Consider the following 18988-nt stretch of genomic DNA (forward strand, 5'->3'; position numbering starts at 1 on the left):
GGCATGATCTGGCCGGCCTATCGCGCCGCGACCACCCTGGCCGGGCCGCTGGTCGAGGCCTATCTGCGCCGGCGCGAGCGCCGCGGCCGCGAGGATCCGGCGCGGCGCGGCGAGCGGCGCGGCGCGGCCGGCCGCCCGCGTCCGCCCGGCCGGCTGATCTGGATGCATGCCGCCAGCGTCGGCGAGTCGCTCAGCGTGCTGCCGCTGGTCAACCGCGTGCTCGAGCGCGATCCCGCCGCGTCGGTGCTGGTCACCACCGGCACAGTCACCTCCGCCCGGCTGATGGCGGAGCGGCTGCCGGCGCGCGCGCTGCATCAGTATGTGCCGGTCGACCGGGCGGCGTGGGTGCGCCGCTTCCTCGACCACTGGCGACCCGACGCCGCGCTGTGGGTCGAGTCCGAGTTCTGGCCCAACCTGGTGCTGGAGACCCATCGCCGCGGCGTCCCGATGGCGCTGGTCAATGCGCGGATGTCGGATGCCAGCGCCCGCAGCTGGCGCCGGATTCCCGGGGCGGCGCGCGCGCTGTTGCGCTGCTTCGCCGTCAGCCTGGCGCAGACCGACCGCGTCGCCGGCATCCTGGCCGGCCTGGGCGCCGCGCCGGTGCGTGTCGTCGGCAACCTGAAGATGGCCGCCGCGCCGCTGCCGGCCGATCCGGTCCGGCTGCAGGCGCTGCACAGCGCCATCGGCGCGCGCCCGGTGTGGCTGGCCGCCAGCACCCATCCGGGCGAGGAGCGCCTGGTGGCCGAGGTCCATGCCGCCCTGGCGCCGCGGATTCCCGACCTGCTGACCCTGGTGGCGCCGCGCCATCCCGGCCGCGGCGCCGAGGTTGCCGCGCTGCTGCGCGCGACCGGCCTCGGCGTTGCGCGCCGCTCCGCCGACGAACCGATCGTCGGCCGGACCGGATTCTACCTCGCCGACACCATCGGCGAGATGGGCCTGTTCTACCGCCTCGCCCGAGCCGCCTTCGTCGGCGGCTCGTGGATCGACCGCGGCGGGCAGAACCCGTATGAGCCGGCCCAGCTCGGCTGTCCGGTGCTGGTCGGGCCGGCGATGTGGAACTTCCCCGAGATCAGCGGGCTGCTGCTGGACGCCGGCGCGGCACGCCAGGTCGACGGTCCGGCCGCCTGTGCCGCGGCGCTGGCCGAACTCCTGCAGGACTCGGCCGCCCACGACGCCATGGCCGCGGCGGCGCACCGCCTGGTCGCGGACCAGTCCGGCGTGCTCGACCGGCTGGAGGCGGCGCTTTACGACATTCTCTACGGGGCGGGGCCGCCGCCGCGGCGGGACCCGATGCCGGCGGGCCGGTCGGCCGGCCATGCACGCGCCTGAATTCTGGTCGCGCAGGTCGGGCGTTGCCCTGGCCCTGGCCCCGCTCGGCGCGCTCTACGGCTTCGGCGCGCGGCTGCGCCAACGGCTGGCGCGGCCGCAGGCCTGCGGCCTGCCGGTCATCTGCGTCGGCAACCTGACCGTCGGCGGCGCCGGCAAGACGCCGACCGCGATCGCGCTGGCCGAGATGCTGGCGGAGATGGGCGCCGCCCCGCACTTCCTGACCCGCGGCTATGGCGGCCGCCTGGCCGGCCCGGTGCGCGTGGATCCCGCGGTCCACAGCCATGTCGAGGTCGGGGACGAGCCGCTGCTGCTGGCCGAGGTCGCGCCGTGCTGGGTGTCGCGCGACCGGGTGGCCGGCGCTCGCGCCGCCGCCGCCGCGGGCGCCGGCGCGCTGGTGATGGACGACGGCTTCCAGAACCCGCACCTGGCCAAGACGCTGTCGCTGGTGGTGGTGGACGGCGCGACTGGCTTCGGCAACGGCCTGGTGATGCCGGCCGGACCGCTGCGCGAGCGCATCGGCGACGGCCTCGCCCGCGCCGGTGCGCTGGTCGTGGTCGGGTCCGCGACCGCGGCTGTCGAGGCGACGCTGGATCGGCTGGCCGCCGGGCTGCCGCGCTTCGGAGCCCGGTTCGCGCTCGATGCCGCGGCTGCGGCGCTGGCCGGCAGGCCGGTGGTGGCCTTCGCCGGGCTGGCGCGGCCGGAAAAGTTCTTTGCGGCGGTCGGTGCGCTGGGCTGCCGGGTGGTGGAGGCCCGTGCCTTTCCCGACCATCACGTCTATGCGCCGGCCGATATCGGGCGGCTGCAGGCGACGGCGCAGGCGGCGGGGGCGATGCTGGTGACGACGGCGAAGGACCATGTCCGGCTGCCGCCCGCGCAACGCGCGGCGGTCGCGCGGATCGACGGCCGCATGGTTTTCGACGCGCCGCAGCGCGTCCGCGCGCTGCTCGCTCGGGCGTGCGGGCGGACGCCTTAGCCGGCGGCGGAATCAGGTCAGGTCGCGGACCACCGTCGTCATCTCGTCGACCGTCCGGAACGCCGTCGCCGCCGTGCTGTAGGCACGCTGGGTCTGGATCAGGTTGGTCATCTCGCGGGCGAGGTCGACGTTGCTGAGCTCGAGCGTGTTGGCGAGGAACTTGCCGAGTTCGCTCGCCTGCGGGTCGACCAGCGCCGCCGCGCCGGAGGTCTGCGAAGCCTTGAACACGTCGCCGGTGGCCTCGGTCAGGCCGGAGGCGTTGCGGAACACGGCACCGGGAATCTGGTAGATCGGCCGCACCTGGCCGTTCGAATAGGCGACGTTGAGGAAGCCGTCGCTGTCGAAATAATAGCTGCTGACATAGCCGGCCGGGGCGCCGTCGACCTCGACCGCGCGCGGCGCGCTGGCCTCGCCCCACTGCGTCATGCCGTCGAAGGCGACGTCGATGGTGGCGCTTTCGCTGTTCGACCAGGTCCCGGTGAGCGCGACCGACGAGGTGCCGGTGATCGCGCCGGAGCTGCTGTCGAAGGTCAGCGGCATCGGCGAGGTGGCGAGCGCGATGGTGCCGGAGGTGGAACTGGCGGTCACCTGCCAGCTGTTCACGCCGGTGTTCTCGAACACCAGGTCGACATTGTGCAGCGTGCCCGCGGCGTCATAGACCGAGAAGCTGCGCGTCACCTGGTCGCCGACGCTGGACAGCGCCGGCAGGTTGTCGTTGACGGTGGCGCTGGTCGACTCGATCGCGTCCAGCGGCTGGGTGCGGCCGGGCAGGGCGATGGTCTGCAGCGCGGTGGACACGGTGCCGTCGTCCGCGACCGGCCACCCCATCAGGTAATAGTCGTTCTGCGTCGCCAGGCGCAGCGTGCCGGTGCTGTCCTGCTTCGCCTCGAAGGCGCCGAAGCGGGTGTAGTACTGGTCGGCGCCGCCGGTGTCCTTAGACACCACGAACATCGCCCGGCCGTTCATCGCGGCGTTGAGGCCGCGATCCGACACCTGGTAGGCGCCGCTGGTTTCCACGCGCTTGGTGACGCCGGCCTTGGCACCGCTCGACTTGGCCTGGAACTTGTCGCTGTGGCCGAGCAGCTCGGAGAAATTGACGTCGCGCCGCCGATAGCCGCCGGTGTTCAGGTTGGCGATGTTGTCGCCGATGGCGCCCAGCGCCTGGCCCTGGGCGGCCATCGCGGTGCTGCTGATCCAGAATGCGCCGGTCAGGCTCATAAGGGGGTCCTTCCTGGAAGGGGCCGGTACCTGCGGGCGTGCCGCGCGGAACCCTACGCACGACCCGTGCCACTGCGGCGGAATCGGGTGCATCGGTAGTGCTTTGAAAACAGGCGGCTTTTTCATCGGTTGGTGCCGGCCCGCCGGTTCCGTCAGTCCGGTAAGGCAGGAAATGCCGGGCGGGAATTGCCGCCCATGCAGAAACCGTCGCACCGATCCGGCACCACATTCGCGCGCGCCCGTGGCATAATCCGGCGATTCGTGCGGATGCGGAGTTTCCACAGTCGATGAGAACGGATCGCCGGGCTGCCGAGGTCGGTCGGGTTCGCCTCGCCGCGTTGGCCGTCGCCCTTGCCCTGTTGGCCATCCTGCCGCTGCGCGCGGCGCATGCCGATATCGCGGCCGATACCGAGGCGCTGCTGACGCGCTTCGCCTTCCCGCCGGAACAGGTCGGCTATCTGTTGGTCGACCTGGAGACCGGCGAGCAGGTGGCCGGCGGCCGCGTCGACCAGGGCTTCATCCCGGCCTCGACGGCCAAGGTGCCGGCGATGGTCGCGGCTCTGGGCATATTGGGACCGGATTATCGCCCGCGCACGGAAGTGCTCGGCGACGGCCTGATTGTCGACGGCATGTTTCACGGCGACATCTATCTGCGCGGGCTCGGCGACCCGCTGCTGACGACGGACGGGCTGAAGGACCTCGCGGCACAGCTGGCCGGTGCCGGCATCCGTGGCATCACCGGCAGCTTCCGCTTCGATCCCGCCTGGCTGCCGCAGACGCGCCTGATCACGCCGACCCAGCCGGTGACCGCCGGCTACAACCCCGGCGTCGCGGCGCTGTCGGTCAACTTCAACCGCGTCCACCTGGAATGGACCCCCAGCGGCCCCGGCATCGCCACTGCGGTCTACGCCTATGCCGACAGCGGCAGGGTGACGGTGGACTGGATCGACGTGGAGAATGGCGGCTCGTTCGGCGCCCTGCTCGACTACGGTTCCGACGACGGCGGCCAGGAGAGCTGGGTCCATGCCGACAGCCTGCACGGCGAGGGCGCGGTGTGGCTGCCGGTGCGCCAGCCGGCCTATCACGCGGCGATGCTGTTCCGCGCAGTGGCCGCCAATGCCGGCATCGTGCTGCCGGAGCCGATCGAGCAGCCGACGCCGGCCAGCGCCTATCTGCTGGCGGTGCACGAGGGCGAGACGCTGCCGGTCCTGGTCAGCCAGATCTTCGAGCACAGCAACAACCTGGCCGCCGAGCTGGTTGGGCTTGCGGCGGCGCGCCAGCAGGCGGGCCCGCTGGCCAGCCTGACCCACGGCGTCAACACCACCGCCGCGTGGCTGCAGCGCCAGGTCACGGCCGACTGGGCCGGCTATGCCATGGAGAACCACTCCGGCCTCAGTTCGCAGTCGCGGATCAGCCCGGCGCAGATGTGCGCGATCCTCGGCTATGCCGACTCGCCGGACGGCCCGCACATCTTCGACCTGCTGTCGCCGGTGCGATGGGAGGGCAATCTGAACCAGGGCCAGTCGGGCAGCCGGGTGCAGGTGCGGGCGAAGACCGGTACCATGGCGTACGCGGTCGGGCTGGCCGGCTATATCGTGGCGCAGTCCGGCCGGCGGCTGGCCTTTGCGATTTTCGTCTCCGACTTCGCGGCGCGCGAGGCGCTGGACGCGGTGCTCGACCTGCGCGACGCCTCGACCCCGGCCTCGGCGCGCAACTGGTTCAACCGGGCGCGCGAGCTGGAGCGCACGATGGTCACCAAGTGGGCGGAGAACCTGTAGGACGTCGCGAGGCCCGGCCGCAGGACGGCAGCCTCAGCTCTTGAACACCGATTCCGCGCGCGAACGGAAGGCGGCCTTCGCCTCGATGGCGGCCTCGGCCCGGGCAATCTCGGCCTTCAGGTCGCCGATATAGGCCTGCAGCTCGTCGACCGACATCGTGTCGAGCTTGCGCTCGCCCGGCTTGAATTCGTGCTCCTTGATGCGGATCGGTTCGATGTCCATGGCGCCCTCCGTCCTGAGCGCGCCAGTTTATCCATCCCGCCGCGCGCGCCAAGACGCCCGGGCAAAATGTGATCGCCCCGCGGTGGGGCCGCGGCAATGCTCGGCGAAGGTCAGCCGCGCGCCGCCGCGCGCCGGTTCCTGCCACGCCAGCCAGCGGCCAGGGCGCGGCCGCTGTCGGCGCTGTGGTCGTGGGCGCGGATGAAGTTGCGGATGCGCGGGGCCACCTCCTCGCGCCAGCGCCGCCCGTTGAAGACGCCGTAGTGACCGACGCCGCGCTGCAGGTGGTATTGCTTCTTGTCGTCGGGCAGGTTGGGCGTGATCTCCAGCGCCGCCTTGGTCTGGCCGATGCCGGAGATGTCGTCGAGTTCGCCCTCGACGCACATCAGCGCGGTGCGCGTCACATATTCCGGCAGCACCGGGTGCCAGCGCGCGATCATCCGGCCGTCGGGCAGGTCGTGGTCCTGGAACACGGTCTTCACGGTCTGCAGGTAGAACTCGGCCGGCAGGTCCATGACCGAACGATATTCCTCGTAGAAGGCACGCTTCTTCTCCGATGCCTCCTCGTCGCCGCGTACCAGGTGCTCGAACAGCTCGTGGTACGACTGCTTGTGCTGCTCGAAATTCATCGCGATGAAATTGGTCAGCTGGATGAAGCCGGGATAGACGTCGCGGAACATGCCGGGATAGGGCGGCGGCACCTTCATGATGACGTTGGCCTTGAACCAGTCGATCGAGTGTTCCTTGGCCAGCAGGTTGACCTGGGTGGGCGACTTGCGCGTGTCGATCGGCCCGCCGATCATGGTCAGGCTGGGCGGCACGCAATTGTCGCCCCAGCCGGACATGACCGACACCGCGGCGAAGGCCGGCACGGACGGCTGGCAGACGGCGAGCACGTGCGTGTTCGGCCCGAGCAGGTGCAGGAAATCGACCACGTAGTCGATGTAGTCGTTCAGGTTGAAGCGGTCCTGGGTCACCGGGATCTGGCGGCAGTCCTGCCAGTCGGTGACATAGACGTCGTGGTCGGGCAGCAGCGTCTCGACCGTGCCGCGCAGCAGCGTCGCATAGTGGCCGGACAGCGGCGCCACGATCAGCAGCTTGGGGTCGGCATGCTCGGTGGCGCGCTTGAAGTGGAGCAGGTGGCAATATGTGCGGCGGACGACGACCTCTTCCTCGACGGCGACCTCGCGGCCCTTGATCGTGGTCGTCGGCAACTGCCACGACGGCTTGCCGTAGCTGCGGGTGAAGTGCTCGAACAGGTCGGCCGCCGACGCCATCGCCCGGCCCCACGGCGTCGCCGCCATCGGGTTCAGCGGATGGTCGAGCACCATGCGCATGCTCTCGCTCATGGCCCGGGCGGGCGCCATCGACAGCCGCGACAATTCATAGAGCTGGTACAGCATGGGTCCACCTTCCGGCCTGATGCGCCATCGCGCGCCGCTGCGGCGGTCTGATGCCGCCGAGTCGGCAGGCATTGCCATTCAATATGTGCGCCAACAGATTGCCAAATGATGAGGACGCGCAGCGAGGCAAGCGCCCGTCGGCGCGCTCGCGCAGCCGTGAAAAGTGAAAGGGCCGCCGTGGGGGGAACGGCGGCCCTCGTCAACAGGGAGGCTTGGGTGAAATCGGGGGGACGTTTCACCCGGAGACCGAATGTTCTATTCAGCCCATACCAACCCTAACGCTGAATTAATTAACAAATCGTTAACGAGGCGTGGCGGGCGGTTCGGTCCAGGCAATTATTTGCAGGAGAGTGCGCCAACATGCTGGAAACGCTGCCGGAATCCATGGAAGCCATCGCGATCGCCCAGCCGGGCGGGCCGGAGGTGCTGCAACCGACTCGGGTGCCGCTGCCGCGGCCGGGGGCCGGCGAGGCGCTGATCCGGGTCGCGGCGGCCGGGGTCAACCGGCCCGATGTGCTGCAGCGCAAGGGCGGCTACCCGCCGCCGCCGGGCGCGTCGGAACTGCCGGGGCTGGAGGTCGCCGGCACGGTCGTCGCGCTGGGCGCGGGCGACTGCGGCGGGCTCGCGGTCGGCGATGCGGTCTGCGCGCTGGTGGCGGGCGGCGGCTATGCGGACTATTGCGCGGCGCCCGCACCGCAATGCCTGCCGGTGCCGGCCGGCCTGGACATGGTTGCGGCCGCGGCCGTGCCGGAAACGTTTTTCACCGTGTGGACCAACGTGTTCCAGCGCGGCCGTCTGCAGCCGGGCGAGACCCTGCTGGTGCACGGCGGCTCCAGCGGGATCGGCACCACCGCGATCCAGCTCGGCGTGGCGCTCGGCGCGACCGTGGTGGCGACCGCCGGCAGCGCGGAGAAATGCGCCGCCTGCGAACGTCTCGGCGCCCGCGCGGTCAACTATCGCGCGGCGGACTTCGTCGAGGCGGTGCGCGCGCTGACCGGCGGCGACGGCGTCGACGTGATCCTCGACATGGTCGGCGGCGACTACACCGCGCGCAACATCGACCTGCTGCGCCAGGACGGCAGGCTTGTGCAGATCGCCTTCCTGCAGGGCTCGAAGGTGACGATCGACCTCAACCCGATCATGCGCCGGCGGTTGACGCTGACCGGGTCGACCCTGCGCCCGCGCAGCGTCGCCGAGAAGGGTGCCATCGCGGCGGAACTTCATGGCAAGGTATGGCCGCTGCTGGCTGCCGGCACCGTGCGGCCGGTGATCGAGGCGACCTTTCCGTTGGCGCAGGCCGCCGAAGCGCATAAGTTGATGGAGAGCGGTGCCCATATTGGCAAGATCGTGCTGACGGTGTAGGCCATGTCGGCGACACACCCGGAAGTGCCGTCGACCGCCCTTTATCGCAGGCGGTCTGGCCGGCCACGCATTGGACACCTCGACCGGAATTCGACGCCGCGGCCGGTCGGCCGCGCGAAAGGAGCGACTGTATGACTCAGCTGCTGATGCCGAAGGCGACCGCCGTCTGGCTGGTGGAGAACACCGCGCTGACCTTCGACCAGATTGCCGCGTTCACCGGCCTGCACGCGCTGGAGGTCCAGGCGATCGCCGACGGCCAGTCCGCAGTCGGCATGAAGGGATGGGACCCGATCGCCAACGGCCAGCTGACCCAGGCCGAACTCGACCGCTGCGCCGGAGACCCGACCACCCGGCTGAAGATGGCCAAGCGCGACGTGCCGGAACCGGCTGCACGCAGCAAGGGGCCGCGTTACACTCCGATCGCCAAGCGCCAGGACAAGCCGAATGCCGTGGCCTGGCTGCTGCGCCACCATCCGCAGCTGACCGATGCGCAGGTCTCCAAGCTGATCGGCACCACCAAGCCGACCATCCAGGCGATCCGCGACCGCAGCCACTGGAACATCCAGAACATCAAGGCGCAGGACCCGATCCAGCTGGGGCTGTGCACGCAGATGGAACTGCAGGCCGCCCTGGACCGCGCGCCGCGGCGGGCGGCGACCGAGCCGGAACACCTGCCCGGCGAAGGGCCGCAGCCGGTTCTCGACGACGACATCGACAACCAGCCGGCGCTGGACTGACGCCGCCGGCCCGGATCAGTCGGTCTCGGCGGTCTCGTCGACCAGCCGGCGCGGACGCAGGAACCTGCCGATCAGCAGCGGCGCCACGAAGCCGAGCAGGGCGGCGACCCACAGCCCGATCGCGATCGGGCTGCCGACCAGGATCGACCAGTCGCCGTTGGAGATCGTCAGGGCCCGCCGGAGATTGTTCTCCATCTGGTTGCCGAGCAGGATGCCGAGGATGATCGGCACCGTCGGGATGTCGAGCTTGCGGCAGCCATAGCCGATCACGCCGAAGCCGATCATCACCAGCAGGTCGAACACCGAGCCGGAGATCGAATAGATGCCGACGAAGGCGATCATCGCCACCGCCGGCATCAGGATGTGCGCCGGCACCATCAGCAGCCGCACGAACAGCCCGACCAGCGGGATGTTCATCACCAGCAGCATGACGTTGCCGATGAACAGCGCCGCGATCAGACCCCAGACCACGTCGGGCTTCTGTTCGAACAGCAGCGGGCCCGGCGTGATGTTCAGCGTCATCAGCATGGCCAGCAGCACCGCCGTGGTGCCGCTGCCCGGCACGCCCAGGGTCAGCATCGGCACCAGTGCGCCGCCGGCAGCCGCGTTGTTGCCGGCTTCCGGCGCGGCCACGCCCCTGGGATCGCCCTTGCCGAAGCTGCCGGTCTTGTCGGCGATGCGCTTCTCGATGGTATAGGCGACGAAGCTGCCCAGCGAGGCGCCGGCGCCCGGCAGCACGCCGGCGACGAAACCGATCACCGTGCTGCGCGCCATGGTCCAGCCGGTGCGCGCCAGCGTGCGCATCGGCACCGTGATCCGGCCGAGCGCGACGCCGATCGCCGAGTCCTGGCCGCGATGCTCGAGGAACAGCAACACCTCGGCGATGGCGAACAGCCCGACGATGGCGACCAGGAAGTCGATGCCGTCCATCAGGTGCATCTCGCCGTAGGTGAAACGTGCGGTGCCGGACGAGCCGTCGATGCCGATCATCGATAGCGCCAGCCCGAAGGCGGCGGCCATCAGCGCCTTGGCCTGGTTGCGGCTGGCGATTCCGCCGAGGGTGGCAAAGGCCAGGGCGAACAGGGCGAAATATTCCGCCGGGCCGAACAGCAGCGCGACCTCGGTCATCAGCGGCGCCAGGATGACCAGCCCGACGGTGGCGAAGAAGCCGCCGACGAACGAGGCGACGCCGCTGAGTGCCAGCGCCTCGCCCGCCTTGCCTTGCCTGGCCATCGGGAAGCCGTCCAGCGTGGTCATCAGCGCCGGCTCGTCGCCGGGGATGTTGAGCAGGATCGATGAGATGCGTCCGCCGTACATGGCCCCGTAGTAGACCGAGGTCAGCAGGATCAGCGCCTCGGTGGCGCCGAGGTCGAGCTGGAAGGCGAGCGGGATCAGGATGGCGACCCCGTTCGACGGGCCGAGACCGGGCAGCGCACCGATGATGGTGCCGAGGAAGCAGCCGAGCAACGCGAGGCCCAGATTCTCCAGCGTGAGGGCGATGCCGAAGCCGTCGATCAGGAAATTCAGCGTCTCCACGTCAGAATCCCCAGGGACCGCGTGCCAGCGACAGCCCCAGTATCAGGCGGAACACGGCGTAGATCGTCAGCGACACCCCGACGCCGATCGCCGGCGCGAGCATCGGCCGCGAGCCCAGGCGCCAGCTGACGAAGCCGGCGGCCAGTGCGGTGGCCAGCACGAAGCCCAGCGGCTTCAGCAGATAGGCGTAGGCGATCAGGCTTGCCAGCACGAGGCCGATCTCGATCAGCCGCCGGCGCGCCGGCCATGCCGGGTCGGATCGGGCCGCACCAGCGGATAGAGGGCGCTGACGGCCAGCAGGCCGCCGATGATGATCGGGAAGGTGCGCGGACCGAGCGGGTCGAAGATCAACGCCGCTTCGATCTGGGTGGCGCCCGCCAGATAGGCGAGCGCCACGATCAGAACGAGACCGCCCAGCAGGCGGTCGGCCACTACTGGATGACCCCGATCTCGCGGCTCAGCGCTGCGATGTCGGCGACCTGGGCGTCGACGAAGCCCTGGAAGTCGGGCCCGGCCTTGAAGAACGGCATCAGGCCGTTCTCGACCATGATCTGCTGCCATTCGTCGGACTGGTAGATGGTGTCGAGCGCGCCGGCCCAGTAGGTGAAGCTGTCGTCGCCGGCATCCTTCGGCACGTAGAAGCCGCGCCAGTTCGGCGCCACCACGGCGAAGCCCTGCTCGGTCGCGGTCGGGATGTCGGCGAGCTCGCCGGGCAGGCGTTCGTCCGACAGCACGCCGAGCACGCGCACGTCGCCGGCCTGCATGAAGCCGAGCACCTCGGAGATGTCGCCGGTCATCGCGGTGACGTGGCCGCCCAGCACCTGGGTCACCGCCTCGCCGCCGCCGTCGAAGGCGATGTAGGGGATCGAGCGGATATCGTCGAAGCCCGCCGACTTCATCACCTGCAGGACCTTGAGGTGGTCGAAGCCGCCGGCCGCGCTGCCGCCGGCGAAGGTGATCGACGACGGGTCCGCCTTGACGGCATCGACCAGGTCGCCGAGCGACTGATAGGGCGAATCGGCCGCCACCACGATCACGCCGTAGTCGGCGCCGAGCGAGCCGACGAAGCGGACCTGGTCGGCGGTCAGGCCGACGAACTGGTTCTGCGCCAGCCGGGTGGTGGTCGCCGTCGAGGCCGCGACCAGCAGGTTCGCGTCGTCGCCGCGCTCGGTTACGACATAGGCATAGGCGACGCCGCCGCCGCCACCGGCCATGTTGGTCACCTCGACCTGGCCGGGGACCAGGCCCAGGTCGCTGAGCACCTTGCCGACCTGGCGGCAGGTGAAGTCCCAGCCGCCGCCCGGATTGGCCGGCGCGATGCATTCCACGTCGCCCGGCTCGAACGCCTGGGCCTCGAACGCCATGCCGCCGGCCAACGCCAGCGCGGCAAGGGTCGTCGTCATTCGGATCATGATGTCCTCCCTATCGGTGTTTCTGTCGGCCGGGGGCCGGCACAACGGTTCTGCTTGGACCGGCGTCCTGCCGGTCGGTCGCCCACACTAGTGCTGCGGGCCGTATCGGTCACGCCGGAAAGGCGGGGCCGCCCGGGCACGATGTCAATCCTCCTCTCGCGCCGCGCCGCCGGCATCGGTCGGGAACGGCGCGATCGGGTTCGGACCGTCATAGGTCCAGCGATAGGCCGGCGGCGTCGGGCCCTTGTTGCGCCCGCCCTGCTGCATCTGCTCCCAGCCATGGGCGACGATGCCGACCGAGCGCGAGAGGCAGAACAGGCCGCGGGCCAGCGGCGCGGCAAAGCCGAGCTCCGCGAAGATCACCGCGGTCGCCCCGTCGATGTTCATCGGCACCGGCTTTCCCTTCCGTTCCGCCAGCGCGGCCTCAAGGGCGCGGCCGACGGCGGCGATGCGGCCGGTGCACACGCCGTCGCGGGCTGCGGCGTCGACCAGCGACAGCAGGCGCGGCGCGCGCGGATCGACCGGCTTGTGGAAGCGGTGACCGAAGCCGGGGACATAGGCCTGGCCGCCCTCGCGCAGCCGGTCGATCGCTGCCAGCGCGGCGCAGGCAGGCGGCGGCATCGCCGGCCTGGTTCCGCCTTTGATCTGCCATACAACGCCACTCGCCTGCTCGCCCGCCCCGCCATGCACGTCGTCGACATGCTGACCGCCGAGGCGAGCACCGTTGAGCCCCAGTCCGCAGGTCACCGCCATGCGTGCGCAGGCGATCGACGGCGCCTGCGGTTATGGTCGACCGCCGCGACCAGGGCCGCCTCCAGCAGGCGCGCTCGCCCGCCGCGGGCAGGCGCCGCGCGTCATCATCCAGATCATCGCGGCGAAACTGACGCGCCGATCAGCTCTTCGATCGGGTGGCCGCGCAGCCGGATCTGGCCCGGCACCATGTCGATGATCTCGGTGCGCCACCAGTCGGCATCCGACGGCGGCCCGACGGCAGGCACTTCCATATCGCGCCTCGGCGCGCAGCGCGTCCAGCGCCGCGCGGTCAGCCCAGCGCCATAGACCTGGTCGTTGTGCTGGCCCAGGGTCGGCGGCGGGGTGTCGACCGCCGGCGCCCGGTCGTCGGTCTCCTTGAAGCCGGTCCGCACCACGCGGATGTCGCGGCTGACCCCGGCATCCGCGAAGCGCGCGATCATCCCGCGCCCGGCCACCTGCGGGCGGTCGAGATGTCGGGGACGCTGTGCACCGCCCCCGCCGGCACCCCGAGGCGTGTTCAGCCCGCACCCAAACGCCGCCGGCCGGCGTGGTCAGCGTCAGCTCGAGCGCCGCCTTCAGCGCAGGCCTGGTTGCGCCAGGTCGCCATTCGGCTGCGAAGCGCGGATCGTCGACCAGCGGGGCCTCGCAGCCGAGCACCCGGCACAGCGCGACCCACTGCTCGTCCTTGTTGGCGGCGATGTTGAGCAGGCCGTCGGCGGCGGCGAAGGCCTTCGACGGCGCCGCGGTCACGTTCTCGCCGCTGTGGCCACCGGAGCGACGCGCCGGCGATCAGCCAGTTCGGAGACCGCCCAGCCCATGGTCGCCAGCGTCGCCTCCAGCATCGAGACGTCGATGAAGTGGCCATCGGCGCGGCCGCGGCCGCGTCCGGCCAGGCCGCGGCGATGGCGAAGGCGGCGGCCAGCCCGCCGATGGTGTCGCAGACCGGGAATCCCACGCGGACGCGGCCCTTCCGGCGCCCTGGTCACCGCCATCACCCCGCGCAGCCCTGATGACCTGGTCGTAGGCGGGCAGGTCGCGCCATGGCCCGTCCTGGCCGAAGCCGGATATGGCGCAATAGATCAGCCCTGGCCGCATTTCACGCAGCGCCGGCCAGCCCAGGCCGAGCCGATCCATCACGCCGGGACGGAAATTCTCCACCACCACGTCGGCGGTGCGCATCAGCGCAAGGAACGCCTCGCGCCCGCGCGGATGTTTCAGATTGGCGGTAACCGAGCGCTTGCCTGCGTTCTGGGCCAGGAACGAAACGCCCATGCCGCGGGCGTTCAGGCTCTCGTCGGCACCGAGGCGGCGGGCCAGGTCGCCGTGGCCGACCGCCTCGACCTTGATCACGTCGGCACCCATGTGGGCGAGCTGGTGACAGCAGAACGGGCCTGCCAGCACATTGGTCAGGTCGAGGACCCGGATTCCGTCCAGCGGATTCATTGCGATCGCCGATAGCCCTTGGGGCGCGTTTCCAATCCCGGCGGCGAGGCTAGGCGCCGCGGTTGTGCCGGGGCAACGGTTGTGCAATGGCATTCTGCCAGACAGAACGGAGCGGACGATGGCGCGCGAGCAGCGGGTGGAGGCGGTGGAACGGGCGCTCTCGATCCTCGAGGCGTTCAACCAGCAGCGCGAGCGCATGGGACTGGCGGAGCTGGCGGACGAGACCGGGCTCTACAAGAGCACCATCCTGCGCCTGGCGGCGTCGCTGCAGCGATACGGCTACCTGCTGCGCGGTTCCGACGGGCTCTACCGGCTCGGGCCGAGCCTGTGGCGGCTGGGCTCGCTGTACCGGCGCGGCTTCGACCTCGGTGAGGTTGTCCGACCGGCGTTGCGCCAGCTGGTGGCGGCGACCGGCGAGACCGCGTCGTTCTATGTCCGCGAGGGCGACGAGCGGGTCTGCCTGTATCGCGAGAACTCGCCGCGTGTCGTGCGCCACCACCTGGACGAGGGTGCCCGCCTGCCGCTGGACCGCGGCGCCGCCGCCCATGTGCTGCGCGAGTTCACGCGCGATGCGCCGCCGCGGCCGGTGGTCTCGGTCGGCGAGCGCAACCCGGAGCTGGCCGCGGTGGCGGCGGCGGTGACCGGCGCCGATGGCGCCCTGCGCGGCGCGCTGGCGGTGTCGGGGCCGGTGGCGCGATTCGACGAAGGGGCGCGCGGGCGCGCCGCGGCGCTGCTCGCCGGGATCGCGGCGGAACTGTCGGCGCGCGTGGCCTGATCAGGCGCGCCAGGGCGGCTTTTCGCATTCCCGGCAGGCGGCATCCGGGTCGACGCCGATGTCCGCCAGCAGGCGTCGGTCGAGCCGCGACAGCGCAATCCGCTGGCGCCGAACCGCCCGCCAGGTGCGGACAGCGGCCAGCGGCGTATGCCAGGCCCACGGTCGCAACGGACGCCCTGGCAGCGGAGGGGAGTCTGATCCTCATGCGCACAAGAATGGCCGAAACGATCATTGGAAAATAACGATTTCTCTCCCGTTAATCGTGAGGTAGGCTCACGAATATGCATCGTGGCCTCTTGCCGCTGAACGCGCTGCGCGCCTTCGAGGCGACCGCCAGGACCGGGCGCATGGGCCGGGCCGCGGACGAGCTTTCGGTGACCCATGGCGCGGTCAGTCGGCAGGTCAGGCAGCTGGAGGCGGTGCTCGGCTGCAGGCTGGTCGAGGGACCGCGCCACGACCAGCGGCTGACCCAGGCCGGGCTGCTGCTGGCGCAGGGCCTCACGCCGGCATTCGAGATGATGGAGCGGGCGACGACCGCGGTGATGCGGCGCGGCGTCGCCGAGCTGCAGGTGTCATGCCTTGCCACGCTGCTGATGCGCTGGCTGATTCCGCGCCTGCACCGGTTCAAGGCCCGGCATCCGGAGATCGACGTGCGGCTGTCCGCTTCCGACGAGCCGGTCGCCTTCGCGCGCGAGCATATCGACCTGGCCATCCGCCGGCTGGCCGCACCGTTTCCCGATGGCACGGCGGCAGTGCCGTTCCTGCCGGAGCAAGTAGGGCCCGTGCTGGCGCCTCGGTTGACGCCGGCGGGCGGGGTGCACGGGCCGCGCGACCTGCTGGCGGTCCCGCGACTGCATACCGCCTCGCGGCGCGATGCCTGGCCGGACTGGATGGCGCGGGTCGGCATGGACGGGCTGGCGGTCGACCAGGGTGCGGAGTTCGAGCACTTCTATTTCATGCTCGAGGCCGCCGCTGCCGGCCTCGGCGTGGCGATCGGCCCGTACCCGCTGGTGGCCGACGATCTCGCCGCCGGACGGCTGGTCGCGCCGCTCGGTTTCGTCGACGGTGGCCATGCCTATGTCGCCTATTGGCCGCGCCAGGGTGGGCATCCGGCCGCCGCGGCCTTTGCCGCGTGGCTGGCGGAGGAGGGGAGGGCGACCGCGTCCTACTGCGGTTCCGGGGCGTCCGGCGCGTCCGGTTCGGCGCCTCCATCGGCCGGCAGCTCGGTCGGTCCGGCGACCGGCAGCTCGACCGTCTCGTAGAAGCGGGCGGCGCCGGGGTGCAGCGGCACCGTCATGCCAGACAGCGCCTTCTCCAGCACGATGCGCTGGCCGACCGGATGCCCGTTGTTGAGCACGCTGCGGTTCGACGGATGCCAGAGCGCGCGCGTCAGTGCGAACACCACGTCCTCGTCCAGCGCAGCCTGCACGAACAGCTGGGCGCCGACCGCCAGGGTGCGGGTGTCGCCGACACCGTGATACTGGTCGCGCGGGATGCGCAGGCGGGTGAAGAATGGCGCCTGCCGGCGTATCGCCTCGACATGGGCATCGTCGATGTCCAGCAGCCGGAACCCCGGTCCCTCGGCCAGCGGCATCAGCGACGGCGACGGCGCGCCGCTGGTGACGAACACCGCGTCCGCCTCGCCGGCCTCCAGCAGCGTCACGCCCATGGTGATGTTCTCGTAGATCGGGACGATCCGGTCGAGGTCCAGCCCGTAGGCGGCGAGGATGATGCGCGCGCCGATCAGGCTGCCGGAACCTTCGGCGCCGACGACGACGCGGCGGCCGGCCAGGTCGCCGATCGAGGCGGCGTCGCTGTCCGCGGCCACGACGACGTGCACAGCCTCGCTGTAGAGATTCGCGACCAGCCGCAGCGTGTCGACCGCCGCGTCGGCGAACATCTCCTTGCCGTGGTACGCCCAATAGGCGACGTCGGACTGGCACAGCCCGGCTTCCAGGTCGCCGCCGCCTATGCGGCCGACATTGTCGACCGAGCCGCCGGTGGCCTGCGCCACCGCGACCACGCCGGGCACGCCGCACGGGCCGGCGCCCTCGCATTCGGAGACGGAGGCCGGGTCGCTGAACATGTTGGCCAGGATCCCGCCGACGCGGAAATAGACCCCGCCCACGTCGCCCGTGCCGATGCGCAGGTAGCGCACTTCCTGGGCGCTGGCGGCCGGTCGATTCGGCAACAGCCCGCGCACGCCGGCAAAGCCCAGGCCGGTGCCGGCGGCGAGCAGTCCGAGATTGAACAGGCGTCGCGTGACCCTTTGCGCGGTCACGCCGGGAACCGGTGACATGGCTGCGAATCCGTTGGCCCGGCGACATCGTGCCGCCTGCGGGCAAGGCCGTTACGATCCTTACGCCATTTGTCATAAAAATGGGTAAGGATTGTGACGGACGCGGCCGTCGCGCGGCCGGCCGGGTCTAGCCGATGAACAGGAACACGGTGCCGCCGCCGCGCCGGATCGTCAGCGCCAACGACCGGCCGACGTCCTCCAGCGCGCTCGCCAGGTCGGCCAGCGACGCGATGTCGCGCTGGTTCACGCCGACGATGACGTCGCCTTCCTCGAGGCCCAGCCGGCTTGCGCCGCTGCCCGGTTCGACCGCGCCGACCAGCACGCCGGCAATCCGTCCGTACAGTGCCATGCCCGGCAGGATGTCGTGGAAGGTCGCTCCGGGCAGCGCGTCGAAGCGCTGGCCCGCGTCGATCGGGCCCTCGGCCAGCCCGACCAGCTCGGCCTCCACGTCCATCCGCGCGCCGTCGCGGATGATGCCGATGGTGATCGCGGCGTCGACCGGGGCCAGGCCGACCCGGTTGTGCAGGTCCATCGAATCGCGGATCGGCCGCCCGTTGATCTCCACGATGACGTCGCCGGTGACGAGGCCGGCCTGGTCGGCGACCGAGCCTTGCTCCACCCGGGTCACCACCACGCCCAACGCCTGCGGCATGCCCAGCAGCTCCGCCAGATCCGGCGTCACGTCCTGGTAGGCGATGCCCAGGCGCCCGCGGCGCACTTCGCCATAGGCGACGATCTGGTCCATCACCGAACTGGCGATGCGGCTGGGCACGGCAAAACCGATACCGACGTTGCCCCCCGACGGGCCGATGATCGAGGTGTTGATGCCGATCAGTGCGCCATGCAGGTCGATCAGCGCGCCGCCGGAATTGCCGGGGTTGATCGACGCGTCGGTCTGGATGAAGTCCTCGTAGCCCTGGTTGCTGATGCCGGTGCGGCCCAGCGCGCTGACGATGCCGGAGGTCACTGTCTGGCCCAGTCCGAACGGGTTGCCGATCGCCAGCACATAGTCGCCCACCTGCAGCGAATCCGAGTCGCCGAAGGCGAGCGCGCTCAGGCCGTCGGACGGTATCCGCAGGACCGCGATGTCGGTGGGCGGGTCGCTGCCGACCAGCTCGGCGGCCAGCGTCCGGCCGTCCTTCAGGGTCACCGAGATCTCCACGCCGTTGGCGACGACGTGGTGGTTGGTCAGAACCAGGCCGGCATCCGCATCGACGATCACGCCGGAGCCGACCGCCACGCTGGGTCGTCCCGCACCGGGCCCGATCCTCGGAAAGCCGGGCGTGTCGAAGAAGCGGCGGAAGAATGGGTCGCGGAACAGCGGGTTCTGTTCCAGCGGCGCCCGCGAGATGACCGAGATGTTGACCACAGCCGGCGTCACCCCGGCCAACAGCGGCGCCAGCGTCGGCACGCCGTCGCGCTCGGCGACGAATGGCTGTTGTGCGCGCGCGCCGCCGACCGCCGCCAGCAACAGGCAGCAGACGACGATGAGGGCGCGGCGAGTCGACATTGTTCGCTCCCTGTGGCTATGCATGGCTGGCTGACGGCGCGTCGCCGACGGCGCCCCCCGGCGCGTACGCGTGACGCATTCCCCCTTGCTGCCCCGCACCTTAACGGCCCTCGGCCCAATGCTCGTGAACCACCTGTTAGGATCGCCCGCGTCGCGCGCGCGTCGTGCGTCCGGCTGCTGCCTGCTGGCGGCGCCTGTGCGCCGGCGTCCCCGATCCGCTACCCCGGCCGCGTGACGCCGT

At 70.9% G+C, this 18988-nt stretch carries 18 protein-coding genes and 2 pseudogenes; 7 read left to right on the forward strand and 13 right to left on the reverse strand.

All coding sequences use genetic code 11. The annotated features are described in order from the left end of the window. The first annotated feature begins 3 nt into the window (after positions 1–3). Entirely contained in the window at positions 4–1329 is a 1326-nt protein-coding gene (locus R3F55_14360) for a 3-deoxy-D-manno-octulosonic acid transferase (protein ID MEZ5668595.1), read from the forward strand. Next, positions 1316–2302 carry a tetraacyldisaccharide 4'-kinase gene (gene lpxK / locus R3F55_14365; protein ID MEZ5668596.1) on the forward strand — a complete coding sequence of 329 codons (987 nt, stop codon included), beginning with the start codon at positions 1316–1318 and terminating at the stop codon, positions 2300–2302. Before R3F55_14360 ends, lpxK begins: the two co-directional genes overlap by 14 nt. A gap of 12 nt (positions 2303–2314) precedes the next feature. On the opposite strand, the gene R3F55_14370 is transcribed toward lpxK, so the two are convergent. Next, entirely contained in the window at positions 2315–3520 is a 1206-nt protein-coding gene (locus tag R3F55_14370) for a flagellar hook-basal body complex protein (GenBank protein MEZ5668597.1), read from the reverse strand. Positions 3521–3807: 287 nt separating this feature from the next. Between R3F55_14370 and dacB the strand changes: the two genes are divergently transcribed. After that, positions 3808–5298 carry a D-alanyl-D-alanine carboxypeptidase/D-alanyl-D-alanine-endopeptidase gene (gene dacB, locus R3F55_14375; protein ID MEZ5668598.1) on the forward strand — a complete coding sequence of 497 codons (1491 nt, stop codon included), beginning with the start codon at positions 3808–3810 and terminating at the stop codon, positions 5296–5298. A gap of 33 nt (positions 5299–5331) precedes the next feature. Here dacB and R3F55_14380 read toward each other — a convergent pair whose 3' ends face one another. After that, entirely contained in the window at positions 5332–5520 is a 189-nt protein-coding gene (locus tag R3F55_14380; GenBank protein MEZ5668599.1) for a DUF1192 family protein, read from the reverse strand. 110 nt (positions 5521–5630) lie between these two features. Further along, positions 5631–6920 (reverse strand): polyhydroxyalkanoate depolymerase, encoded by a 1290-nt coding sequence (phaZ, locus tag R3F55_14385; protein ID MEZ5668600.1) that lies wholly within the window; start codon positions 6918–6920, stop codon positions 5631–5633. 384 nt (positions 6921–7304) lie between these two features. Here phaZ and R3F55_14390 point away from each other — a divergent pair, with 384 nt between their 5' ends. Further along, a complete protein-coding gene (locus tag R3F55_14390; protein ID MEZ5668601.1) occupies positions 7305–8282 on the forward strand; it encodes an NAD(P)H-quinone oxidoreductase in 978 nt (325 codons plus the stop codon). Positions 8283–8413: 131 nt separating this feature from the next. Beyond that, positions 8414–9019: a cell cycle transcriptional regulator TrcR gene (locus R3F55_14395; GenBank protein ID MEZ5668602.1), complete on the forward strand. Its 606-nt coding sequence runs from the start codon at positions 8414–8416 to the stop codon at positions 9017–9019. A gap of 15 nt (positions 9020–9034) precedes the next feature. Here R3F55_14395 and R3F55_14400 read toward each other — a convergent pair whose 3' ends face one another. From R3F55_14400 to R3F55_14430, 7 genes and pseudogenes are all read right to left on the reverse strand, one after another. Continuing rightward, complete coding sequence (locus R3F55_14400; protein ID MEZ5668603.1) at positions 9035–10555, reverse strand: tripartite tricarboxylate transporter permease; 1521 nt, start codon at positions 10553–10555, stop codon at positions 9035–9037. A 1-nt stretch (position 10556) separates the two neighbouring features. Continuing rightward, positions 10557–10766 (reverse strand): tripartite tricarboxylate transporter TctB family protein, encoded by a 210-nt coding sequence (locus R3F55_14405; GenBank protein ID MEZ5668604.1) that lies wholly within the window; start codon positions 10764–10766, stop codon positions 10557–10559. Positions 10767–10780: 14 nt separating this feature from the next. After that, positions 10781–10987: a hypothetical protein gene (locus R3F55_14410; GenBank protein ID MEZ5668605.1), complete on the reverse strand. Its 207-nt coding sequence runs from the start codon at positions 10985–10987 to the stop codon at positions 10781–10783. Next, entirely contained in the window at positions 10987–11958 is a 972-nt protein-coding gene (locus tag R3F55_14415) for a tripartite tricarboxylate transporter substrate-binding protein (GenBank protein MEZ5668606.1), read from the reverse strand. Before R3F55_14415 ends, R3F55_14410 begins: the two co-directional genes overlap by 1 nt. 153 nt (positions 11959–12111) lie before the next feature. Next, positions 12112–12971: pseudogene (locus tag R3F55_14420) on the reverse strand (citryl-CoA lyase). 307 nt (positions 12972–13278) lie between these two features. Then, positions 13279–13470, reverse strand: a pseudogene (locus R3F55_14425) (CoA transferase). 39 nt (positions 13471–13509) lie between these two features. After that, positions 13510–14163, reverse strand: a complete 654-nt coding sequence (locus tag R3F55_14430) for a CoA transferase (GenBank protein ID MEZ5668607.1) — start codon at positions 14161–14163, stop codon at positions 13510–13512. A gap of 118 nt (positions 14164–14281) precedes the next feature. Here R3F55_14430 and R3F55_14435 point away from each other — a divergent pair, with 118 nt between their 5' ends. Further along, on the forward strand, positions 14282–14938 hold the full coding sequence (locus R3F55_14435; GenBank protein MEZ5668608.1) for a helix-turn-helix domain-containing protein: 657 nt from the start codon (positions 14282–14284) through the stop codon (positions 14936–14938). Here the strand turns inward: R3F55_14435 and R3F55_14440 are convergent, their stop codons facing one another. Then, on the reverse strand, positions 14939–15106 hold the full coding sequence (locus tag R3F55_14440; protein MEZ5668609.1) for a DUF1127 domain-containing protein: 168 nt from the start codon (positions 15104–15106) through the stop codon (positions 14939–14941). Between the two features lie 113 nt (positions 15107–15219). On the opposite strand from R3F55_14440, the gene R3F55_14445 reads away from it, so the two are divergent. Beyond that, complete coding sequence (locus R3F55_14445) at positions 15220–16200, forward strand: LysR substrate-binding domain-containing protein (protein ID MEZ5668610.1); 981 nt, start codon at positions 15220–15222, stop codon at positions 16198–16200. Here R3F55_14445 and R3F55_14450 read toward each other — a convergent pair. Then, positions 16104–17237, reverse strand: coding sequence for a TAXI family TRAP transporter solute-binding subunit (locus R3F55_14450; protein ID MEZ5668611.1), 1134 nt, complete (start codon positions 17235–17237; stop codon positions 16104–16106). The two genes, R3F55_14445 and R3F55_14450, sit on opposite strands and share 97 nt — an antisense overlap. Before the next feature lie 127 nt (positions 17238–17364). After that, positions 17365–18747: a Do family serine endopeptidase gene (locus R3F55_14455; GenBank protein ID MEZ5668612.1), complete on the reverse strand. Its 1383-nt coding sequence runs from the start codon at positions 18745–18747 to the stop codon at positions 17365–17367. Between the last annotated feature and the right edge of the window lie 241 nt (positions 18748–18988).

The organism is Alphaproteobacteria bacterium, from assembly GCA_041396705.1.
Classification (GTDB): Bacteria; Pseudomonadota; Alphaproteobacteria; order CALKHQ01; family CALKHQ01; genus CALKHQ01.

Excerpts from the sequence above, each read along its gene's own strand:
- R3F55_14360 (MEZ5668595.1), top strand. The coding sequence starts at position 4 with ATGATCTGGCCGGCCTATCGCGCCGCGACCACCCTGGCCGGGCCGCTG.
- lpxK (MEZ5668596.1), top strand. The coding sequence starts at position 1,316 with ATGCACGCGCCTGAATTCTGGTCGCGCAGGTCGGGCGTTGCCCTGGCC.
- R3F55_14370 (MEZ5668597.1), bottom strand. The coding sequence starts at position 3,520 with ATGAGCCTGACCGGCGCATTCTGGATCAGCAGCACCGCGATGGCCGCC.
- dacB (MEZ5668598.1), top strand. The coding sequence starts at position 3,808 with ATGAGAACGGATCGCCGGGCTGCCGAGGTCGGTCGGGTTCGCCTCGCC.
- R3F55_14380 (MEZ5668599.1), bottom strand. The coding sequence starts at position 5,520 with ATGGACATCGAACCGATCCGCATCAAGGAGCACGAATTCAAGCCGGGC.
- phaZ (MEZ5668600.1), bottom strand. The coding sequence starts at position 6,920 with ATGCTGTACCAGCTCTATGAATTGTCGCGGCTGTCGATGGCGCCCGCC.
- R3F55_14390 (MEZ5668601.1), top strand. The coding sequence starts at position 7,305 with ATGGAAGCCATCGCGATCGCCCAGCCGGGCGGGCCGGAGGTGCTGCAA.
- R3F55_14395 (MEZ5668602.1), top strand. The coding sequence starts at position 8,414 with ATGACTCAGCTGCTGATGCCGAAGGCGACCGCCGTCTGGCTGGTGGAG.
- R3F55_14415 (MEZ5668606.1), bottom strand. The coding sequence starts at position 11,958 with ATGACGACGACCCTTGCCGCGCTGGCGTTGGCCGGCGGCATGGCGTTC.
- R3F55_14430 (MEZ5668607.1), bottom strand. The coding sequence starts at position 14,163 with ATGAATCCGCTGGACGGAATCCGGGTCCTCGACCTGACCAATGTGCTG.
- R3F55_14435 (MEZ5668608.1), top strand. The coding sequence starts at position 14,282 with ATGGCGCGCGAGCAGCGGGTGGAGGCGGTGGAACGGGCGCTCTCGATC.
- R3F55_14445 (MEZ5668610.1), top strand. The coding sequence starts at position 15,220 with ATGCATCGTGGCCTCTTGCCGCTGAACGCGCTGCGCGCCTTCGAGGCG.
- R3F55_14450 (MEZ5668611.1), bottom strand. The coding sequence starts at position 17,237 with ATGTCACCGGTTCCCGGCGTGACCGCGCAAAGGGTCACGCGACGCCTG.
- R3F55_14455 (MEZ5668612.1), bottom strand. The coding sequence starts at position 18,747 with ATGTCGACTCGCCGCGCCCTCATCGTCGTCTGCTGCCTGTTGCTGGCG.